Below are 16618 nucleotides of genomic sequence, written 5' to 3' on the forward strand. Positions count from 1 at the left end.
AGATAGAGTGTCGGCCCCTGAATGTAAATGCGCGGCGCTGCCGCGCGACCCTTTTACCCTCTATCCCGCACGGAAATCAGCCCTCCGGCAGGGGAATGAATTCCTCCTCGTCGCCCGGCACGATGTCGAAACGGCGGGTCTTCCATTCTTCCTTGGCCTGTTCGATGCGCTCCTTGGAGGACGAAACGAAATTCCACCATATGTAGCGCTTCGAGCCCAGCGAGGAACCGCCGAACAGCATGAAATGTGCGCCGCGTTCGGCCGAAACCACGATCTCGTCGCCCGGACGGAACACCAAAAGCCGATCGGACGGGAAACGGTCTCCGGAAATCACGACATCGCCTTCCAGCACATAGATGGCCCGCTCTTCCGCGTCGGCAGGGATGCGTATGCGCGCGCCCGGATCGAGCCGGACATCGACATAGAGCGTGTCCTGGAAGGTGGTCACCGGCGCCCGATGGCCCTCGAAATCGCCCATCACCACGCGCACCTTGGCGCCGTCGTCCTTGAATTCGGGCAGCGCGGTATTGGCCGTGTTTTCGAAGCCCGGCGCCATCTCTTCCTTGTTGTCGGGCAGCGCGATCCAGGTCTGCAGGCCGGAGATCGAGCTCGGCGCGCTGCGGATTTCCTCAGGCGTGCGCTCGGAATGGACGATGCCGCGCCCGGCCGTCATCAGGTTCACGTCGCCGGGCGAGATCACCATCTCGGTGCCGAGCGAATCGCGATGCCGGATCATGCCGTCAAACAGATAGGTGACGGTGGAGAGCCCGATATGCGGATGCGGGCCCACGTCCAGCGCCGTGCCCGGCCGCAGGATCGCGGGGCCCATGCGGTCGAAGAAGATGAAGGGACCAACCAGCCGGCGCCGCGCCGTGGGCAGCGCCCGCCGCACCTCGAAGCCGCCGATGTCCTTGGCGTTGGGGACGACCATCAGTTCGATGGCGTCGCAGGAAAATGCGTCGCCCGGCTCGGGATCGCGTGCGGGAAAGAAGCTCATGGTAACCTCCAGTCGGTGGCAGCCGTCCAATCTTGCCCGCAGAAGCTAGTCCCCGGCTGCGGCGACCGAAAGACCGCGCAACCGAGACGGATCGTTCACAGCTGTCCTACTCGCCGTCGAGCGGCTCGGTTCCTACCGGCTTGCCGTCGCGCGACAGGCGGATCTTTTCCACCTTGTCCTCGGCTGCCTTGAGCAGGCGGTCGCAATGGGCCTTCAGCGCCTCGCCGCGCTCATAGATGCGGATCGACTGGTCGAGCGGCACGTCGCCGCGCTCCAGATCGTCGACGATGCGCTCCAGCGCCTCCAGCGCCTGCTCGAAGCTCATCGTCTTGATGTCGTTATTGACTTCGGTATCCATAAATTATCCCTTCATCAGGCGCTTCATATGCGCCGCGACCGAGAATGCCAGGCCCTGCAGGTCATAGCCGCCCTCCAGCAGGCTGACGATGCGGTTGTTCGCGTGGCGCGCCGCGCGATCCAGAACCTGGCCGGTTGCCCAGTCGAAATCCTCTTCGGTGAGATTGATCTCCGCCAGCGGGTCGCGATGATGCGCGTCGAAGCCGGCCGAGATGATGATCAGATCGGGCTTGAAGTTGTCCAGCGCCGGCAGCACGCGTGCCCGGAACGCCTCGCGAAACAGGTCGCTGCCGCTTTGCGGCGAAAGCGGCGCGTTGACGATGTTGCCGACGCCAGTCTCGTCCTTGGCGCCGGTGCCCGGAAACAGCGGCATCTGGTGCGTGGAGCAGAACAGCACGTTCGGATCGTTCCAAAAAATGTCCTGCGTGCCATTGCCGTGGTGCACGTCCCAATCGACGATGGCCACACGCTCGGCGCCGTATTTGCGCTGAGCATAGCGGGCCGCGACCGCCGCATTGTTGAACAGGCAAAAGCCCATGGCCGTGGCCTTCTCGGCGTGGTGTCCGGGCGGGCGCGCAGCCACGAACACATTGTCGGCCTTGCCGGTGAAGACATCATCCACCGCCGCATTGGCCGCACCCACGGCGGTCAACGCCGCTTGCCAGCTCTTCGGGCTCAGAATCGTGTCGCCGTCGATCGCGCGCATGCCCTCTTCGGGAATCGCGGCTCTGATCCGGTCGACGAAATCCTCGGGATGGACGAAGAGCAGCGTCGTCTCGTCGCCTGCCGGCGCCTCGACGCGGACGAGATCGGCAAATGGTTCGTCGTCCAGCACGCGCGTAATGGCGCGCAGGCGGTCCGGCCGCTCCGGGTGCCCCGAAGGCGTCAGGTGCTCGAGATAGATTGGATGCGAGTAAAGGCGCGTGGTCATCCCTGGCAGTTTATCAGCAATGGCGGCCATCGCCACGCACTACCCGCCGAAGGCTGGGGAAAATTATCCTTTCTCCAGAACTCGTATCGTATAGACCGCCAGCCATTGCGCGATCCATCTCTCGTCGCTCGCGCAGGGAAACTGCCGGGCCAAGTGGCAGCTACCCCTGCCCCGGCAATCCTGACGCTGCTCAGCCAACCTGCTTGATGGGCTGCAAAGCAGGCTCACTGGCCGAGCCCAGCGCCTTGTCCTTCAGAGCGCGGAACTTGCCCGACACTTCGGCCAGTCGGCGGTCCCAATCGGGATCGGGCGTCTGGCCTTCGATCGCCTTGAAATAGACCTGCATCAACGAGGCAAGAGCAAAAGGCTCGATCAGTGCCGCCTTGATCGCCCAGGCAAACACAATTGCCAGCACGAATGCCCAGCCCGCCATCTGTCCGGGCATGACATAGAGGATGGCGGCAGCCGGCGTCAGCATCATCAGGAAGATGACGAAGGTCAGCCCCCACATGATGATCGCCAGCCAGATGGCGTTTTTGATCATCATCCTGGCGTTCTGCGCATAGAGGACGACGCCCTGGCGCGCGGTCTCATAGGGGCTGTGGCTGTCGATCCGGATATTGTAGGCGAGGATGATCTCGTCGACATAGGTCAGCGAAAGACGGATGACCGTGTTGACGAATTTTACCAACCCGTCGAGCCCCGGAATAGGCAGGAAGGCGGCGATGCCGCCGATCAGGCCGGTGATCGCAGCGATCACGGCCTTGACGAGTTGGTGGAGCACGAAGAGCACATTCGCCTCGGCAAAACGCGCCGTCACGACTTCGCGGGCATAGGAGATCTGTCCACGGTCGCCGGGCACCGCATGCCCGTCAAGCAGCCGAACCATGACTGCGATGTGGCCTGCCTTGACGATGTAGAGAATGTATTCGCGGATCCAGTAGACAATCAGCGACACTGCGCCGAAGCCGAGTATGCCGCCCCACACCGAGAAGGTGGCCGGGCCGCCCTCGCCACCGAGGATGTGGCCAACGCCATAGCCGACGCCCGCGCCGGCACCAGTCGCCAGAACATATGCTGCGGTGATTGCGAAAAACACGATCACGCGAAAGATGATGAAGGGCCAAGTCTTCATCATCAGCGACAGCGTCTTGCCGATATCGAAGTCCCACATGCAACAATCCCCCCAAGACAGGCTAATTTAGCATGTCCCGAGGGGAAATATTGTCAAGCGTCTGCCGCGCGGCGGCGACGTTTCTCGCTAGAGAATTTCAGTTTTGGCGATCTTGATGCCGAAACCTTCGAGGCCGACATAGTGGCGCTCGCGCGAGGCGATCAGGTTGATCGAGGAAATGCCGAGGTCACGCAGGATCTGCGCGCCCAGCCCGATCTGACGCCATTCTTCCTCGCGCTGGCGGGCCTCCGCATGGCCCTCATCGTCGCGCTGCGGCCGGTTGCGCCCTTGGTCTGCAACACCGACCGATCCCTCGCGCAGATAGACGATAACGCCGCGCTGGCGCTCGCCCAACTTCTTCATGACCTCGTCCAGCCGGCAGCCGGTGCCGAAAACGTCGGTCACGACGTCTTCCGTCTGAAGCCGCACCGGCACCTCGACGCCGTCGCGAATGTCGCCATACACGATGGCCAGATGGTGCATCACGTCCCATGGCAGCGTGTAGATGAAGGCCTTGGCCTTGCCGCCCGGCGTTTCGATGTCGAAAGTATCCACGCGCTGGACGAGCGTTTCCTGCCGCTGGCGGTAGGCGATCAGGTCGGCGACCGACACCTGCTTCAGCCCGTTCGCCTCGGCGAAGGCAGCCACCTGCGGCCCACGCATCACCGTGCCGTCGTCGTTGACCAGTTCCGAAATCACGCCCACCGGCGGCAGGCCGGCCAGCTTGCAGAGGTCCACGGCCGCCTCGGTATGACCCGAGCGCATCAACACGCCGCCCTCGCGCGCCACCAGCGGGAAGATGTGGCCGGGGCGCACGAAATCGGCACCGCCGACATTGTCATTGGCCAGGTTGCGCACGGTCAGCGTGCGGTCATCAGCCGAGATGCCGGTGGTGGTGCCATGCTTGAAGTCGACGCTGACGGTGAAGGCGGTGGTGTGGGCCGAGTCGTTTTCGGCAACCATCGGCGCAAGGTTCAGCCGGCGGGCGTCCTCGCGCGTCATCGGCGCGCAGACGATGCCGGAGGTGTGGCGCACGATGAAGGCCATCTTCTCGGCCGTGCAATGCACCGCCGCGACGATCAGGTCGCCCTCGTTCTCACGTCCGTCATCGTCCATCACGACGACGATCTCGCCACGTTCGAAGGCCCGAAGCGCCTCCACGACTTTCTTCTGGTCGTAGCCCATCTTGTCCGGATTCCGTTCAGTTTCTCGTGGTCAGATGCGGCCCGTCTGGCCGCGATGGCGCAGGTAGTGATCGGCGATCGCGCAGGCAACCATAGCCTCGCCGATGGGGACGGCGCGGATGCCCACGCATGGATCGTGGCGGCCCTTGGTCATCACCTCGACGTCGTTGCCGTCGATGTCGATCGACTTGCGCGGCGTCAGGATCGACGACGTCGGCTTGACCGCAAAACGCGCCACGACCGCCTGGCCGGTCGAAATTCCACCAAGTATACCGCCAGCATTGTTCGACAGGAACACCGGCTTGCCGTCATTGCCGATCCGCATCTCGTCGGCGTTTTCCTCGCCGGTGATGCGCGCGGCCTCAAAACCGTTGCCGATCTCCACCCCCTTCACCGCATTGATGGACATGAGGTTGGAGGCGATGTCCTGGTCGAGCTTGGCATAGATCGGCGCGCCGAGACCGGCGGGCACGCCCTCGGCCACGATCTCCACAACCGCGCCCACCGAGGAGCCGGACTTGCGGATGCCGTCGAGATAGTCGGCGAAGACCTGCACCGACTCCGGGTCGGGCGTGAAGAAGGGGTTTTCCGGATCGTCGACGAAATTCCAGTTCCAGCGGCTGCGGTCGATGTCCTTGACGCCGATTGAGATCAGCGCGCCGCGCACCACCATGCCCGGCACCACCTTGCGCGCCAGCGCACCGGCCGCAACGCGCGCCGCAGTCTCGCGCGCCGAGGAGCGGCCGCCGCCGCGATGGTCGCGCAGGCCGTATTTGACATGATAGGTGTAGTCGGCATGGCCCGGCCGATACTGGCGGGCGATGTCGCCGTAATCCTTCGAGCGCTGGTCGACGTTCTCGATCATCATCGACACCGGCGTGCCGGTGGTGATCATCGTCTCGCCGTCCTCGTCGAGCACGAATCCCGACAGCACCTGCACCTCGTCCGGCTCGCGCCGCTGGGTCACGAAGCGCGACTTGCCCGGGCGGCGGCGGTCGAGCTCATGTTGGATCTCGGCGCGTGTGAAGCGGATGCCCGGCGGACAGCCATCGACCACGCAGCCCAAGGCCGCGCCATGGCTTTCGCCCCAGGTGGTGACACGGAACATATGTCCGAAAGTGTTGTGCGACATAGATAATCAGCCCTGCCCGGCCGCGCCGGCTCTGGGGTGCGTTCTATTGGCGTTTTCAGCGAGGGTCAAACGATGTCAACCGACTTTTGGCTCCCAAGCGGAACCCCAGGCGCGACGGCACCCGAAAACGGAACGTCGCATCTTGAACAGGGATTCGCTTCCGCGACAGATAATGCAACGAAAATAAGTGGATAGACAGTACGTTTTAGTTTTGACACATTCGTCGTGTTAGTGATTTCTTCATGATTGCAAAGCGGGCCGTCGCCTGTCGACGCCAAGAATAAATAAATGAGGATGGACCATGCGTAGCCTGATCGGCGCTCTCGCCGCTGTCATGATGATCTCCAGCGCCGCCTACGCCGCCGAGGCGGAAGGCAAGATCAAGGCGATCGACCGCGACAAGCTGACAATCACGCTCGACAACGGCAAGTCCTACAAGCTGCCCGGCGAGTTCGACGTGGACGCCCTCAAGGAGGGCATGGACGTGCTTCTGGCCTACGACCAGATCAACGGCGTCAACACCATCACCGATATGGAACTGCCCGAATAGGTTTTTTCCGCCTCTCCCGGCGGCCTGACGCTAAGGCCGCCGTCGGCGCGAAAGCGCTCCCGCAAAAACTCAGAGCCAGTCGAGCTGACCGTTTTCGAACCGCAGCACGCGGTCCTGCGGGATTTCCAGCGCTGCGGCCAGATGGGTCGGCACCGACTGCGCCAGCCTGAAGATGACGCGCAGCACGCCGCCATGGGTCACGCAGACCGTGGGGCGCTTCAGCTCTTCGAACCAGGGCCGTATCCGGCCGAGCAGCATCTCATAGCTCTCGGCGTCCGCTCCTGGCGGAACAAAGCCCCATTTGTCGCTCGTACGCTCCGCCTTGCAGCCCGGGTAGCGCTGTTCCAGCTCGGGAAAAGTAAAGCCCTGCCAATCGCCGAAATTCACCTCGACCAGCCGCGGATCGGTGCGGTAGTCGCTCGAGGCTAGCCCCATGGCTGCGCGTGCGCGCTCCATGGTCTCGCGCGTGCGCCGCATCGGGCTCGCGACGAAATCGAATTCGTGCGGATCGGCAATCAGCTCGGCCAGGCGCTGGCCGTTGCGGTCGGCCTGGGTGCGGCCGACCTCGGTGATATCCGTGTCGGCCTGCCCTTGCAGACGCTCCTCGGCATTCCAGGCCGTCTGGCCATGGCGCACGAAATAGACAAGCGGAAACATGACGCCCCGCGCGCCTCCTGAAAACTTGGAGGACTGAGCCTGCTCAGTCCTTGACGGTGGAAATATCCGGGGCGTCCACGGCCTTCATACCGACGACGTGATAGCCCGAATCGACATGGTGCACCTCGCCGGTGACGCCGCGCGACAGGTCCGACAGGAAGTAGAGGCCTGAATCGCCGACTTCCTCCGGGGTCACGGTGCGCTTCAGCGGCGCGTTGTACTCGTTCCACTTCAGGATGTAGCGGAAATCGCCGATGCCCGAAGCGGCCAGCGTCTTGATCGGGCCGGCCGAGATCGCGTTGACGCGGATGCCCTTGCCGCCGAGGTCGACGGCCAGGTAGCGCACGCTCGCCTCGAGCGCGGCCTTGGCGACGCCCATGACGTTGTAGTGCGGCATCACCTTCTCGGCGCCGTAATAGGTCAGCGTCAGCAGCGAGCCGCCATCGGTCATCAGCGGCTCGGCGCGCTTGGCGATGGTCGTGAAGGAAAACACCGAGATGTCCATGGTGCGCAGGAAATTGTCGCGCGTGGTTTCGACATAGCGGCCGTCCAGCTCCTCCTTGTCGGAGAAGGCGATGGCGTGGACCACGAAATCGAGCTTGCCCCACTTCTTGGCAACGCCGTCGAACACCGCATCCAGGCTCTCCGGATCGGTCACGTCGCAGTGGCCGGCAATGTGAGCGCGATCGCCGAGCTCGGCAACCAGCGGCTCAACGCGCTTCCTGAAGGCGTCGCCCTGATAGGTCAGAGCCAGCTCGGCCCCCTGATCGGCGCAGGCCTTCGCAATACCCCAGGCGATCGACCGGTTGTTGGCCACGCCAAGAATAAGCCCGCGCTTTCCGGCCATGAGGCCCTGTCCAACCGCCATCTGATCACTCTCCGCACATTCTCTTCAACCTGAAGAGCCCTATCGCACAGGCACAGGACACCTTCAAGCGCCCAGCGCATGGAAGTCGTCGGCCAAAGGCAGCCAAAACCCCAAGCTAAAGCGTTTTAAATGCTCTGGCGCTTTCTCATCAACGCTTCCAGTTCGTCGTCGCCGCCTTCGGGGAGCATGACGCGGACATGGGCGTAGAGGTCGGCATGGCCGGTGCCCTTCTGCGGCAGGCCCCGCCCCTTGAGGCGCAGAACCTTATCCGAACTGGACCAAGCCGGCAGGTTGACCGCAAGCCGGCCTCCCGGCGTCTCCACCGGCAGCTTGGCGCCCAGCACGGCATCGCGCAGTTGCACCGGCAGGTCGACATGCAGGTCGCGCCCTTCCACGCGGTAGCGCGGATGGTTCTTGAACTGGATCTTGATCAGCGCGTCGCCCGGACCGCCGAGACCGGTCTCGCCCTGCCCCTTGAGCCGGATGGTCTGGCCGTCCTCGACATAATGCGGCAGCTTGACCGCAAGCTTGCGGCCATCGGGAAAAATCGCCGTGACCTTTTCGGCGCCGGCAACCTCCTCGATGGTGACTTCGAGCGTGGCGTTGAGGTCGGCGCCGCGAGGCGCACGCTGCGCGGATCCACCCGCGCCGGCACGCTGCCGGAAGGCCTGGCCGAACAGCTCGCTGAAGATATCGCTGTCGCTGAACTGCTCGTCGCCGGGGCCGCCGCTGCGAAATTCGAAATGCGCCCCGCCCTGCCCCTGGCCTTGGGCCTGCCGCCGGAAACCGGCGAACGGGTCGCCACCCTGATGCCCCTGGAAGCCCTGGAACTTCGGCTTGCCTTCGCCGTCGATCTCGCCGCGGTCATAGGCGCCACGGCTTTTCTCGTCGCCGAGGATCTCGTATGCCTGGTTCGCGGCGGCAAACCGGTCCTTCGCCTTGGGATCATTCGGATTCTGGTCCGGATGATGCTTCTTGGCGAGTTTGCGGTACGCCGACTTTATCTCCTTGGCTGACGCGCTCTTGGCAACGCCCAGCACTTCATAAGGATCACGCATGCCTTCTTGCCTGCCGGATTCTGGAATTGGGACTTGGTCCCTATATGCTCCTCGCTAGGAAGAAATTCCAGTGCGGCAACAACGGAGAAGTTGTGGAGTAAGAGCGCTGCCGAACGCTCAGAGCGCCGGCTGGAAATTCATCATGCGCCAGATGCCGGCTGGAAATTCATCATGCGCCAGATGCCGGAGCCTGCCGTGCAGACCTCGCCATGATAAAGCCCAACCCCGTCATAGCTCTCGCGCGAGGCAGTGAACTTGCGGCATAGCGCGCCGTTGTCGCGGCTTTCGCTCAGATTATTAATGGCGCCGCGCGAGCCGGTATCGGCATTGGCCCAGGCGAGTGCGGTACCGTCGAGGGTCGTGACATCGGCGGCCGAGACGGCATTGCGGATGGTGGCCTCGTCAGAAACCCGCTCCGAGTCGCTCGGCGCACGCGTTCCGGAGGACACAGCGCCGGTAAGCAGCGAGCGGTCGACCTCGGCCTTCTCAAGGCTGAAGCCGCCGATGCCGCAAGCGGAAAGCGAGATGGCAGCAGCCAGCAAGGTGGCCGCCCGCGGGCAGCCGGACCGGAAAAGGCATATCAAACCGTCTCTCCACGCTTGCGCTATGCGCGACAATAGGCAATCTCCAGCCAGCGACATCACTTCGAGTGGAATCTATGGACGAGTCAGCATTAACATCTGGTGACTTTACCGAAAGTGCCGAGCCGTTTCGACTTTTTGCGACGTGGCTCGAAGACGCAAGCAATAGCGAGCCGAACGACCCCAGCGCCGTGGCACTCGCCACCGTCGACACCGATGGCCTGCCGGACGTACGCATGGTCCTGCTCAAGGGTTTCGACGAGCAGGGCTTTGTCTTCTACACGAATTTCCAGAGCGCCAAGGGCCAGGAAATCCTTGCCACGATGAAGGCGGCGATGTGCTTCCACTGGAAGTCGCTGCGCCGGCAGGTGCGTGTCCGCGGACGGGTCGAGGTGGTCAGCGATGCGGAGGCCGACGCCTATTTCGCCTCGCGCCCTCGCGGCAGCCGCATCGGCGCCTGGGCGTCCAAGCAGTCGCGCTCGCTGGAAAGCCGCTTTGCGCTCGAGAAGGCTGTAGCCGAATACACCGCGCGCTACGCGATCGGCGAGATACCGCGTCCGCCCTATTGGTCGGGTTTCCGCATCGTGCCGCAGACCATCGAGTTCTGGCACGACCGCCCCTTCCGCCTGCACGACCGCATCGTGTTCCGTAGCACCGCCGACGGCGGCTGGGAAAAGGATCGGCTTTACCCGTAAGCGGTCGGCCCCAGCGCCCGACCATTACGGAAATTTAATGAAATCATTCAGTTAAGGTTCATGTTTCGGCTGCCAGATTGGCAGCACGGGGCTTGGAGAATTGAATGAGGTACTTATGAAAAAGCTTTTGCTAACCGTTTGCGCAGCCGCCATGGCCGTGACCGCCATTGCCTCGAGCATGGTGGAAGCAAACGCCGCGCCGGTCATGTTCCCGAAGCTCGAAGCCGGGTCGACCGACGTTCAGGAGGTCCGGGACGGGCCGCGTTACTATCGCCACGGCCATTCCTATCGCCACGGCAACGACTATCGCCGCGGCAATGACTATTACTACAATGGCCACCGCGGCTACCGGCATCACCGGCCGGGCTGGCGCCAGCACAATGGTTGGTGGTTCCCGCCGGCGGCCTTCATCACGGGCGCCATCATTGGCGGCGCGATCGCCAGCCAGCCGGCTCCTGCCTATCGGCCGGCCCCGGAATACCGGCCGGGCCGCAACGACCATCTGCGCTGGTGCTATGACCGCTATCGGTCCTACCGGGCCTCGGACAATACGTTCCAGCCCAATTACGGCCCGCGCCAGGTATGCGTCTCGCCCTATATGCGCTGACGCTTCAAGCTAGCCTGTTAAATGAAGGACCCCGCTTCGGCGGGGTCTTTGATTTTGAGAATTATTTCTTGCGGTTCATGAAGGCGGCGAAGGCCTGTTTTGCCTCGTCGGACTTCAACCGCGCGCGAAAATGCTCGCCCTCTTCACGGATGCGGGCAACCACGGCCTCCTGCGGCGCGCGCATCAGGTCGCGCGCGATCTTGAGCGCCTGCGGCGGCTTCGCGGCGACAGCCTCGGCAGCCGTCAGCACGGTCGCCTCGAGCGCATCGTCCGCCACCACGTCATAGATCAGGCCCGCTGCCTTGGCGCGCTCGGCCGAAAAGCCCTCGCCCAGCCCCAGCATGGCAAAAGCCTGCTGGCGGCCGAGGATGGCCGGCACGAGAAGGCTCGATCCTGCCTCTGGCACCAGGCCGAGATCGACGAAGGGCGTCTTGAAGACGGTGCGCGGCGTGGCAAAGGTCAGGTCGCAGTGCAGGTTCAGCGTCGTGCCAATACCCACCGCAATGCCGTCGACGCCCGAAAGCATCGGCTTTTCGCTCTGCGCGAGCGCCAGCAGGAAGTCCCAGACTTCCGCACCGCCCTCGCCCCCCATGGCGACCGCCATGAAGTCGGCAAGGTCGTTGCCGGCCGAGAAGGCGCCCGGCACGCCGAAGAAGACATGCACGCGGATTTCGGGATCGGCATCGCCGGACTGCAGCGCAGATGCCATCGCCGCGTACATGGCCCGGGTGATGGCGTTCTTCTTGTCCGGGCGGTTCATCCGGATCGTCTGCACCGCCCCGCGCCGCTCGATGATGACGTGACCGTCGGCCATCTCCGCCATGAAATTCCTCCTCCCCTCGTCCCAGATCAGCCTGCGATCAGCATCTTGCCGGCAGCGCCGACGCTCGCAGAACCCTCGATGATGCTTTCCTTCAACGGCTGCGTTTCGCCGAGAAAGTTCTCCGCAAAGAAGCGGCAGAGCAGCTGGCGCTCCTCGCTCCCATCCGCAAGCGCCGCCTGCGCCAAATAAGCACCGCCGGCAGCGAGCGCGAACAGCCTGAGATAAGGCGTGGCACCCGCCAGCGCCTCGTCCATTCTGCCGTCCGCCAGGAGTTTTTGCAGGTAGCGCGTGGCGCTGGAAAAATCGTCGAGCGCATCGTCCAGCTCATTTGCGGTGCGGCCGAAATCCGCCAGATTGGACGAGCGGACATTGCCGACGATCTCGCCCAGCTCGGCGATATAGCCGAAGATGTGCTCGCCGCCGCTTTGCGGCAGTTTTCGCGTGACCAGGTCGATCGCCTGGATGCCATTGGTGCCTTCGTAAATCGGGGCGATGCGCGCGTCGCGCAGCAGCTGCGCCGCACCCGTCTCCTCGATGAAGCCCATGCCGCCATGCACCTGCACGCCGAGCGAGGCGACATCGACGCCGACATCCGTCGAAAAAGCCTTGGCGATAGGCGTCAACAGATTGGCACGCTCCTGCCAGTGCTGGGCGTCGTCGCCACCGGCGCGGGCGCGATCCGCCGCATGTGCGCAGGAATAGCAGATGGCGCGGGCAGCCTGCGTCAGCGCCTTCATCGACAACAGGTTCCGCTGCACGTCGGGATGGTAGACGATGGGCGCCATGCCATCGCCCTGATAGCCGGACGCCTTGCCCTGACGGCGCTCGTTGGCATAGGCCAGCGCCTTCTGGAAGGCCGCCTCGGCCACCGCCACACCCTGGATGCCGACGGCAAGGCGCGCATTGTTCATCATGGTGAACATGCAGGCGAGGCCCCGGTTCTCCTCGCCGATCAGCCAGCCAATGGCGCCCGGCTCGCGATCCCTCGCAAAGCCGTCACCGAAGATCATCGTGCAGGTGGGCGAGGCATGGATGCCGAGCTTGTGTTCGAGGCCCGAGCAGAACGCGTCGTTGCGCGCGCCGAGCGAGCCGTCCTCGTTGACCAAAAATTTCGGCACCAGGAACAGTGAGATGCCGCGCGTGCCGGCCGGCTCATTGGGCAGCCGCGCCAGCACCAGATGCACGATGTTGTCGGTGAAATCGTGCTCGCCATAGGTGATGAATATCTTCTGGCCGAAGATGCGATAGGTGCCATCGGCGGCGCGCTCGGCGCGGGTGCGCAGCGCGGCGAGATCCGAGCCGGCCTGCGGCTCGGTGAGGTTCATGGTGCCCATCCACTCGCCCGAGACGAGCTTTTCCAGATAGACGCGCTTGAGTTCGTCCGAGGCATGCTTGTCCAGCGCCTCGACCGCGCCCATGGTCAGCGTCGGGCCGATGCCGAAGGCCATGGAAGCCGAGTTCCACATCTCCAGCGCCGCAACACCCAGCATGGCCGGCAGAGCCTGCCCGCCATATTCTTCCGGCGCCTGCAGCGCATTCCAGCCGCCCTCGCGCCAGCGCGCATAAAGCTCCTTCCAGCCCGGCGGCGTGGTCACGGCCGCGTCCTTCAGCACCGCGCCATGCCGGTCGCCGATCTCGCGCAGCGGCGCCACCTCTTCGGTGGAGAAGCGCCCGGCCTCATGCAGGATCGCGTCGGCAAGGTCCTCGCTGAGGTCGCCCAACACACCCTCCTCGATCGCCGACTTCAGTCCGGCCACATGCTTGAGCGTGAACGAGATTTCCTCGACGGGTGCACGGTACATCTGGTCCTCCTGAACAGGGATTTGAGGTACCCGCAGATTAAACGGAAATGGCCCCGAAGCGCCACTTGCTTTTGACGTAAACGTCAAATTTGACGCAGGTGTTGTACCAGGGGTCGCGCACTCCTACGTTTGGGTAAAGCTGAAGGAAACCTTGCCGACAAAACCGGCCCAGGATCCGTTCGAACTGACGTTCGGCCGTTGAAGTCACAATTTCAGCACTTCGTTAACTATAAGAGAGCGGAACCACTGCTTACTCCGCGGGAAAACCTGCATTGAACCCAATACGTCTACGACACTGTCGACGCATGCTGGCAGCGCTGACCGCAGCGCTTGCGCTGCATTTGATGCCTGCCAGCGCGTCTGATTTTTCGCAGCCGTGGAAGAACCCCGACCGCGCGCTGATCATCGACGCCTACGAGTACAATCCCATCGACTGGGACAAGCTCGTAACGGACAAGCGCATCGTCGGCTTCATCAACAAGGCCTCGGATGGCCTTGCACCGGCCTATTCGTGCAAGGGCGATGAAACCCAGGTGAGGCTCTGCAAGGCGCTGTGGCGGCGCCACGCCGTCACGCGCGAGCTCTACCAGACGCGCCGTGCGATGGCCAAGGCGCTGGGGCTGAAATGGGGTGCCTATCACCTCGCCCGCCCCGGCAACCCGATCGACCAGGCCAACAATTTCCTCGACTTCGCCCAGCCCGGTCCCGATGACCTGATGGCCCTCGACATCGAGGAGAACGATCCCAAGAACTGGATGTCGCTTCAGGACGCAGAGCAGTTCGTGCGCCATATCCAGAGCCGCACGGGCCGCTACCCGATCCTCTACACCAATGGCAGCACGGCCCAGTTCATCGCCGAAAACCGCGATAAATATCCGCTGCTGTCGCGCCTGCCGCTCTGGTATGCCCGCTACAAGCAGGAGATCGGCCCTCATTTCCCGAAGGGCAACTGGCAGACCTACACGCTCTGGCAGTTCGCCGCGCGCGCCAACTGCAACGCCAAGAGCTGTCCCTACCGCGTGCCGGGAACGCCGACCGACATCGACGTGAACGTCGCCTCGATGAACCCCGACGAGCTGCGCAGCGCCTGGCCCTTCGGCAAGCTGCTCGACGTCAGGGAAGATCTGATCGCGAAGGCGCCGAACGGCCCGGAGGTCGCGGTCAATGGCGACACGACCCTGGCCTATGCCTCGGCTCCGCAGAGCGGCCCGCTCGCCGCGCTTGAAAACGCGCTGAGCGGCAAGCATTCGGCCAAGCCCGGCAAGAAGGAAGCTGAGGTCCCGCTTCCGGACCTGCTGGCATTGCCCGAAGGCAGCCTCCTCTCCCGGTTCGGCACTTACGTGTCCTCGCTCCGGGACCGCATGGTCGAGTGGTCGCTGGGCGGCCAGGAGCTGCCTCCGGGCCTCGACCCGACCGTGTCGGGAGGAACGCCGGCCAAGGCGGACAGGCTCTAGTTAGACCTTCCGGCCGACGACCTCGCCGTCCTCCTTGGTGAAGGTGCCGATATCGGGATTGGGCAGCACATCCAACACCTTCTCCGAAGGGCGCGCCAGCACCGCGCCCTTTTCCGACACGACAATGGGCCGCTCGATCAGGATCGGATGCGCGACCATGAAGTCGATCAGCTCGTCATCACTCCATTTCGGATCGGCAAGGCCGAGTTCGTCATAGGGAGGGCCCTTGCGGCGCAACAGGTCGCGCGGCTTCATCTGCATCAGGCCGAGCAGCTCCACCAGGCGCTCGCGCGACGGCGGGTTCTGCAGATATTCGATGATCTCCGGCTCCTCGCCCGAGGCGCGGATCATGGCCAGCGTGTTGCGCGAGGTGCCGCATTTCGGATTGTGGTAGATCGTAACGGTCATTTCGCCTGCTCCCGTTCGACGGCGCGCCAGCCGATATCGCGGCGGCAAAAGCCTTCCGGCCAGTCGATGACATCCACCGCCTCATAGGCCTTGCGCTGCGCTTCCGTCACCGTCTTTCCGGTGGCGGTCACGTTCAGCACGCGGCCGCCGGCGGCGACGATCTCGCCATCTTCCTCGGCCGTGCCGGCATGGAAGATTTCGACGCCCTCGGGCGCCTTGTCGAGGCCGCGGATGATCGTGCCCTTCATCGGCGTACCCGGATAGCCCTTCGCCGCCATCACCACGGTGAGTGCGGCCTCGTCGCGCCAGCGCGCCGACATGTGCGAAAGCTGGCCATCGGCCACCGCGCTCAGGAGCACCAGAAGATCGTCCTTCAGGCGCATCATCAGCACCTGGCATTCGGGGTCCCCGAAGCGGACATTGTATTCGATGAGCTGCGGGCCCTTTTCGTTGATCATCAGGCCTGCGAACAGCACGCCGGAAAACGGCATGCCCATCTCGGCCATGCCGCGCATGGTTGGCTCGATGATCTCGCGCATGGTGAGCTCGATCAGCTCCGGCGTCATCACCGGTGCGGGCGAATAGGCGCCCATGCCGCCAGTGTTGGGGCCGGTGTCGCCGTCGCCCACGCGCTTGTGGTCCTGTGCGGTGCCGAAGGGCAGCGCGGTCTTGCCGTCGCAGAGGCAGAAGAAGCTCGCCTCCTCGCCGGTCAAGAATTCCTCGACCACCACTTCCGCGCCGGCGGCGCCAAAGCCGCCCTCGAAGCAGGCGTCCAGGGCTGCCAGAGCTTCATCAAGCGTCATGGCCACGGTCACGCCCTTGCCGGCGGCGAGCCCGTCGGCCTTGACCACGATCGGCGCGCCCATCTTCTCGACATAGGCCTTGGCGTCAGCCGCATTGCCGAAGCGCCCGTAGGCGGCGGTGGGAATGTTGTATTTCCGGCAGAGGTCCTTGGTGAAACCCTTCGAGCCCTCGAGCTGTGCTGCCTTTTCCGAGGGGCCGAACACGCGGATGCCGGCGGCCCGCAGGTCGTCGCCGAGGCCGACAACGAGAGGCGCTTCGGGCCCGACCACAACCAGATCGATGGCCTTGTCCTTGCAGAAGGTGGCAACCGCCGCATGATCGTTGACGTCGAGCGCCACGATCTCCGCCTCGCGGGCGATGCCCGGATTGCCCGGCGCGGCATAGAGCTTGGTCAGCATCGGCGAGGCCGCCAGCTTCCATGCCAGTGCATGTTCGCGGCCGCCCGAACCAATCAGAAGAACATTCATGCCATCGCGCTCCCTGCTAGGTCGTTGCGGCTTCCGGTATGGCGCGCGCGCGGCGCGGTCAACCGTCAA

18 protein-coding genes are annotated in these 16618 nt (G+C 63.9%); 4 read left to right on the top strand and 14 right to left on the bottom strand.

Annotated elements, in window-relative coordinates:
- Positions 1-76 precede the first annotated feature (76 nt).
- The 6 genes from M2281_RS03855 to aroC all read right to left on the bottom strand — a co-directional run bounded on the left by M2281_RS03855 (position 77) and on the right by aroC (position 5775).
- On the bottom strand, positions 77-997 hold the full coding sequence (locus M2281_RS03855) for a pirin family protein (protein ID WP_280819778.1): 921 nt from the start codon (positions 995-997) through the stop codon (positions 77-79).
- Between the two features lie 106 nt (positions 998-1103).
- Positions 1104-1355 carry an exodeoxyribonuclease VII small subunit gene (locus tag M2281_RS03860; RefSeq protein ID WP_280819779.1) on the bottom strand — a complete coding sequence of 84 codons (252 nt, stop codon included), beginning with the start codon at positions 1353-1355 and terminating at the stop codon, positions 1104-1106.
- Between the two features lie 3 nt (positions 1356-1358).
- A complete protein-coding gene (locus M2281_RS03865; protein ID WP_280819780.1) occupies positions 1359-2285 on the bottom strand; it encodes a histone deacetylase family protein in 927 nt (308 codons plus the stop codon).
- A gap of 190 nt (positions 2286-2475) precedes the next feature.
- A complete protein-coding gene (locus tag M2281_RS03870) occupies positions 2476-3459 on the bottom strand; it encodes a hypothetical protein (RefSeq protein ID WP_280819781.1) in 984 nt (327 codons plus the stop codon).
- 87 nt (positions 3460-3546) lie between these two features.
- Positions 3547-4644, bottom strand: coding sequence for a 3,4-dihydroxy-2-butanone-4-phosphate synthase (ribB, locus tag M2281_RS03875; RefSeq protein ID WP_280819782.1), 1098 nt, complete (start codon positions 4642-4644; stop codon positions 3547-3549).
- 30 nt (positions 4645-4674) lie between these two features.
- Entirely contained in the window at positions 4675-5775 is a 1101-nt protein-coding gene (gene aroC / locus M2281_RS03880) for a chorismate synthase (protein ID WP_280819783.1), read from the bottom strand.
- A gap of 301 nt (positions 5776-6076) precedes the next feature.
- On the opposite strand from aroC, the gene M2281_RS03885 reads away from it, so the two are divergent.
- On the top strand, positions 6077-6325 hold the full coding sequence (locus M2281_RS03885; protein ID WP_106723883.1) for a DUF1344 domain-containing protein: 249 nt from the start codon (positions 6077-6079) through the stop codon (positions 6323-6325).
- A 69-nt stretch (positions 6326-6394) separates the two neighbouring features.
- Here the strand turns inward: M2281_RS03885 and M2281_RS03890 are convergent, their stop codons facing one another.
- From M2281_RS03890 to M2281_RS03905, 4 genes are all read right to left on the bottom strand, one after another.
- The gene (locus M2281_RS03890; protein ID WP_280819784.1) at positions 6395-6982 is read right to left on the bottom strand and encodes a histidine phosphatase family protein; all 588 of its coding nucleotides are present in this window, start codon (positions 6980-6982) and stop codon (positions 6395-6397) included.
- A gap of 43 nt (positions 6983-7025) precedes the next feature.
- Entirely contained in the window at positions 7026-7850 is an 825-nt protein-coding gene (fabI, locus tag M2281_RS03895; protein WP_280819785.1) for an enoyl-ACP reductase FabI, read from the bottom strand.
- A gap of 125 nt (positions 7851-7975) precedes the next feature.
- Positions 7976-8908 (bottom strand): DnaJ C-terminal domain-containing protein, encoded by a 933-nt coding sequence (locus M2281_RS03900; protein WP_280819786.1) that lies wholly within the window; start codon positions 8906-8908, stop codon positions 7976-7978.
- A gap of 140 nt (positions 8909-9048) precedes the next feature.
- Complete coding sequence (locus tag M2281_RS03905; RefSeq protein WP_280819787.1) at positions 9049-9450, bottom strand: RT0821/Lpp0805 family surface protein; 402 nt, start codon at positions 9448-9450, stop codon at positions 9049-9051.
- 116 nt (positions 9451-9566) lie between these two features.
- On the opposite strand from M2281_RS03905, the gene pdxH reads away from it, so the two are divergent.
- Positions 9567-10184: a pyridoxamine 5'-phosphate oxidase gene (pdxH, locus tag M2281_RS03910; protein ID WP_280819788.1), complete on the top strand. Its 618-nt coding sequence runs from the start codon at positions 9567-9569 to the stop codon at positions 10182-10184.
- Between the two features lie 115 nt (positions 10185-10299).
- Positions 10300-10791, top strand: coding sequence for a BA14K family protein (locus tag M2281_RS03915; protein WP_280819789.1), 492 nt, complete (start codon positions 10300-10302; stop codon positions 10789-10791).
- Between the two features lie 61 nt (positions 10792-10852).
- On the opposite strand, the gene M2281_RS03920 is transcribed toward M2281_RS03915, so the two are convergent.
- Positions 10853-11614, bottom strand: a complete 762-nt coding sequence (locus M2281_RS03920; protein ID WP_425537663.1) for a crotonase/enoyl-CoA hydratase family protein — start codon at positions 11612-11614, stop codon at positions 10853-10855.
- A 26-nt stretch (positions 11615-11640) separates the two neighbouring features.
- The gene (locus M2281_RS03925) at positions 11641-13416 is read right to left on the bottom strand and encodes an acyl-CoA dehydrogenase family protein (RefSeq protein WP_280819790.1); all 1776 of its coding nucleotides are present in this window, start codon (positions 13414-13416) and stop codon (positions 11641-11643) included.
- Between the two features lie 305 nt (positions 13417-13721).
- Between M2281_RS03925 and M2281_RS03930 the strand changes: the two genes are divergently transcribed.
- Entirely contained in the window at positions 13722-14870 is a 1149-nt protein-coding gene (locus M2281_RS03930; protein WP_280819791.1) for a glycoside hydrolase family 25 protein, read from the top strand.
- On the opposite strand, the gene arsC is transcribed toward M2281_RS03930, so the two are convergent.
- Together arsC and purD are read right to left on the bottom strand one after the other, a co-directional pair.
- A complete protein-coding gene (arsC, locus tag M2281_RS03935; protein ID WP_280819792.1) occupies positions 14871-15278 on the bottom strand; it encodes an arsenate reductase (glutaredoxin) in 408 nt (135 codons plus the stop codon).
- Complete coding sequence (gene purD / locus M2281_RS03940) at positions 15275-16549, bottom strand: phosphoribosylamine--glycine ligase (protein ID WP_280819793.1); 1275 nt, start codon at positions 16547-16549, stop codon at positions 15275-15277. The genes arsC and purD overlap by 4 nt, the downstream gene beginning before the upstream one ends.
- Between the last annotated feature and the right edge of the window lie 69 nt (positions 16550-16618).

This window comes from Pseudaminobacter soli (ex Li et al. 2025) (assembly GCF_029892515.1).
In the GTDB taxonomy this organism is placed as follows: domain Bacteria; phylum Pseudomonadota; class Alphaproteobacteria; order Rhizobiales; family Rhizobiaceae; genus Pseudaminobacter; species Pseudaminobacter soli_A.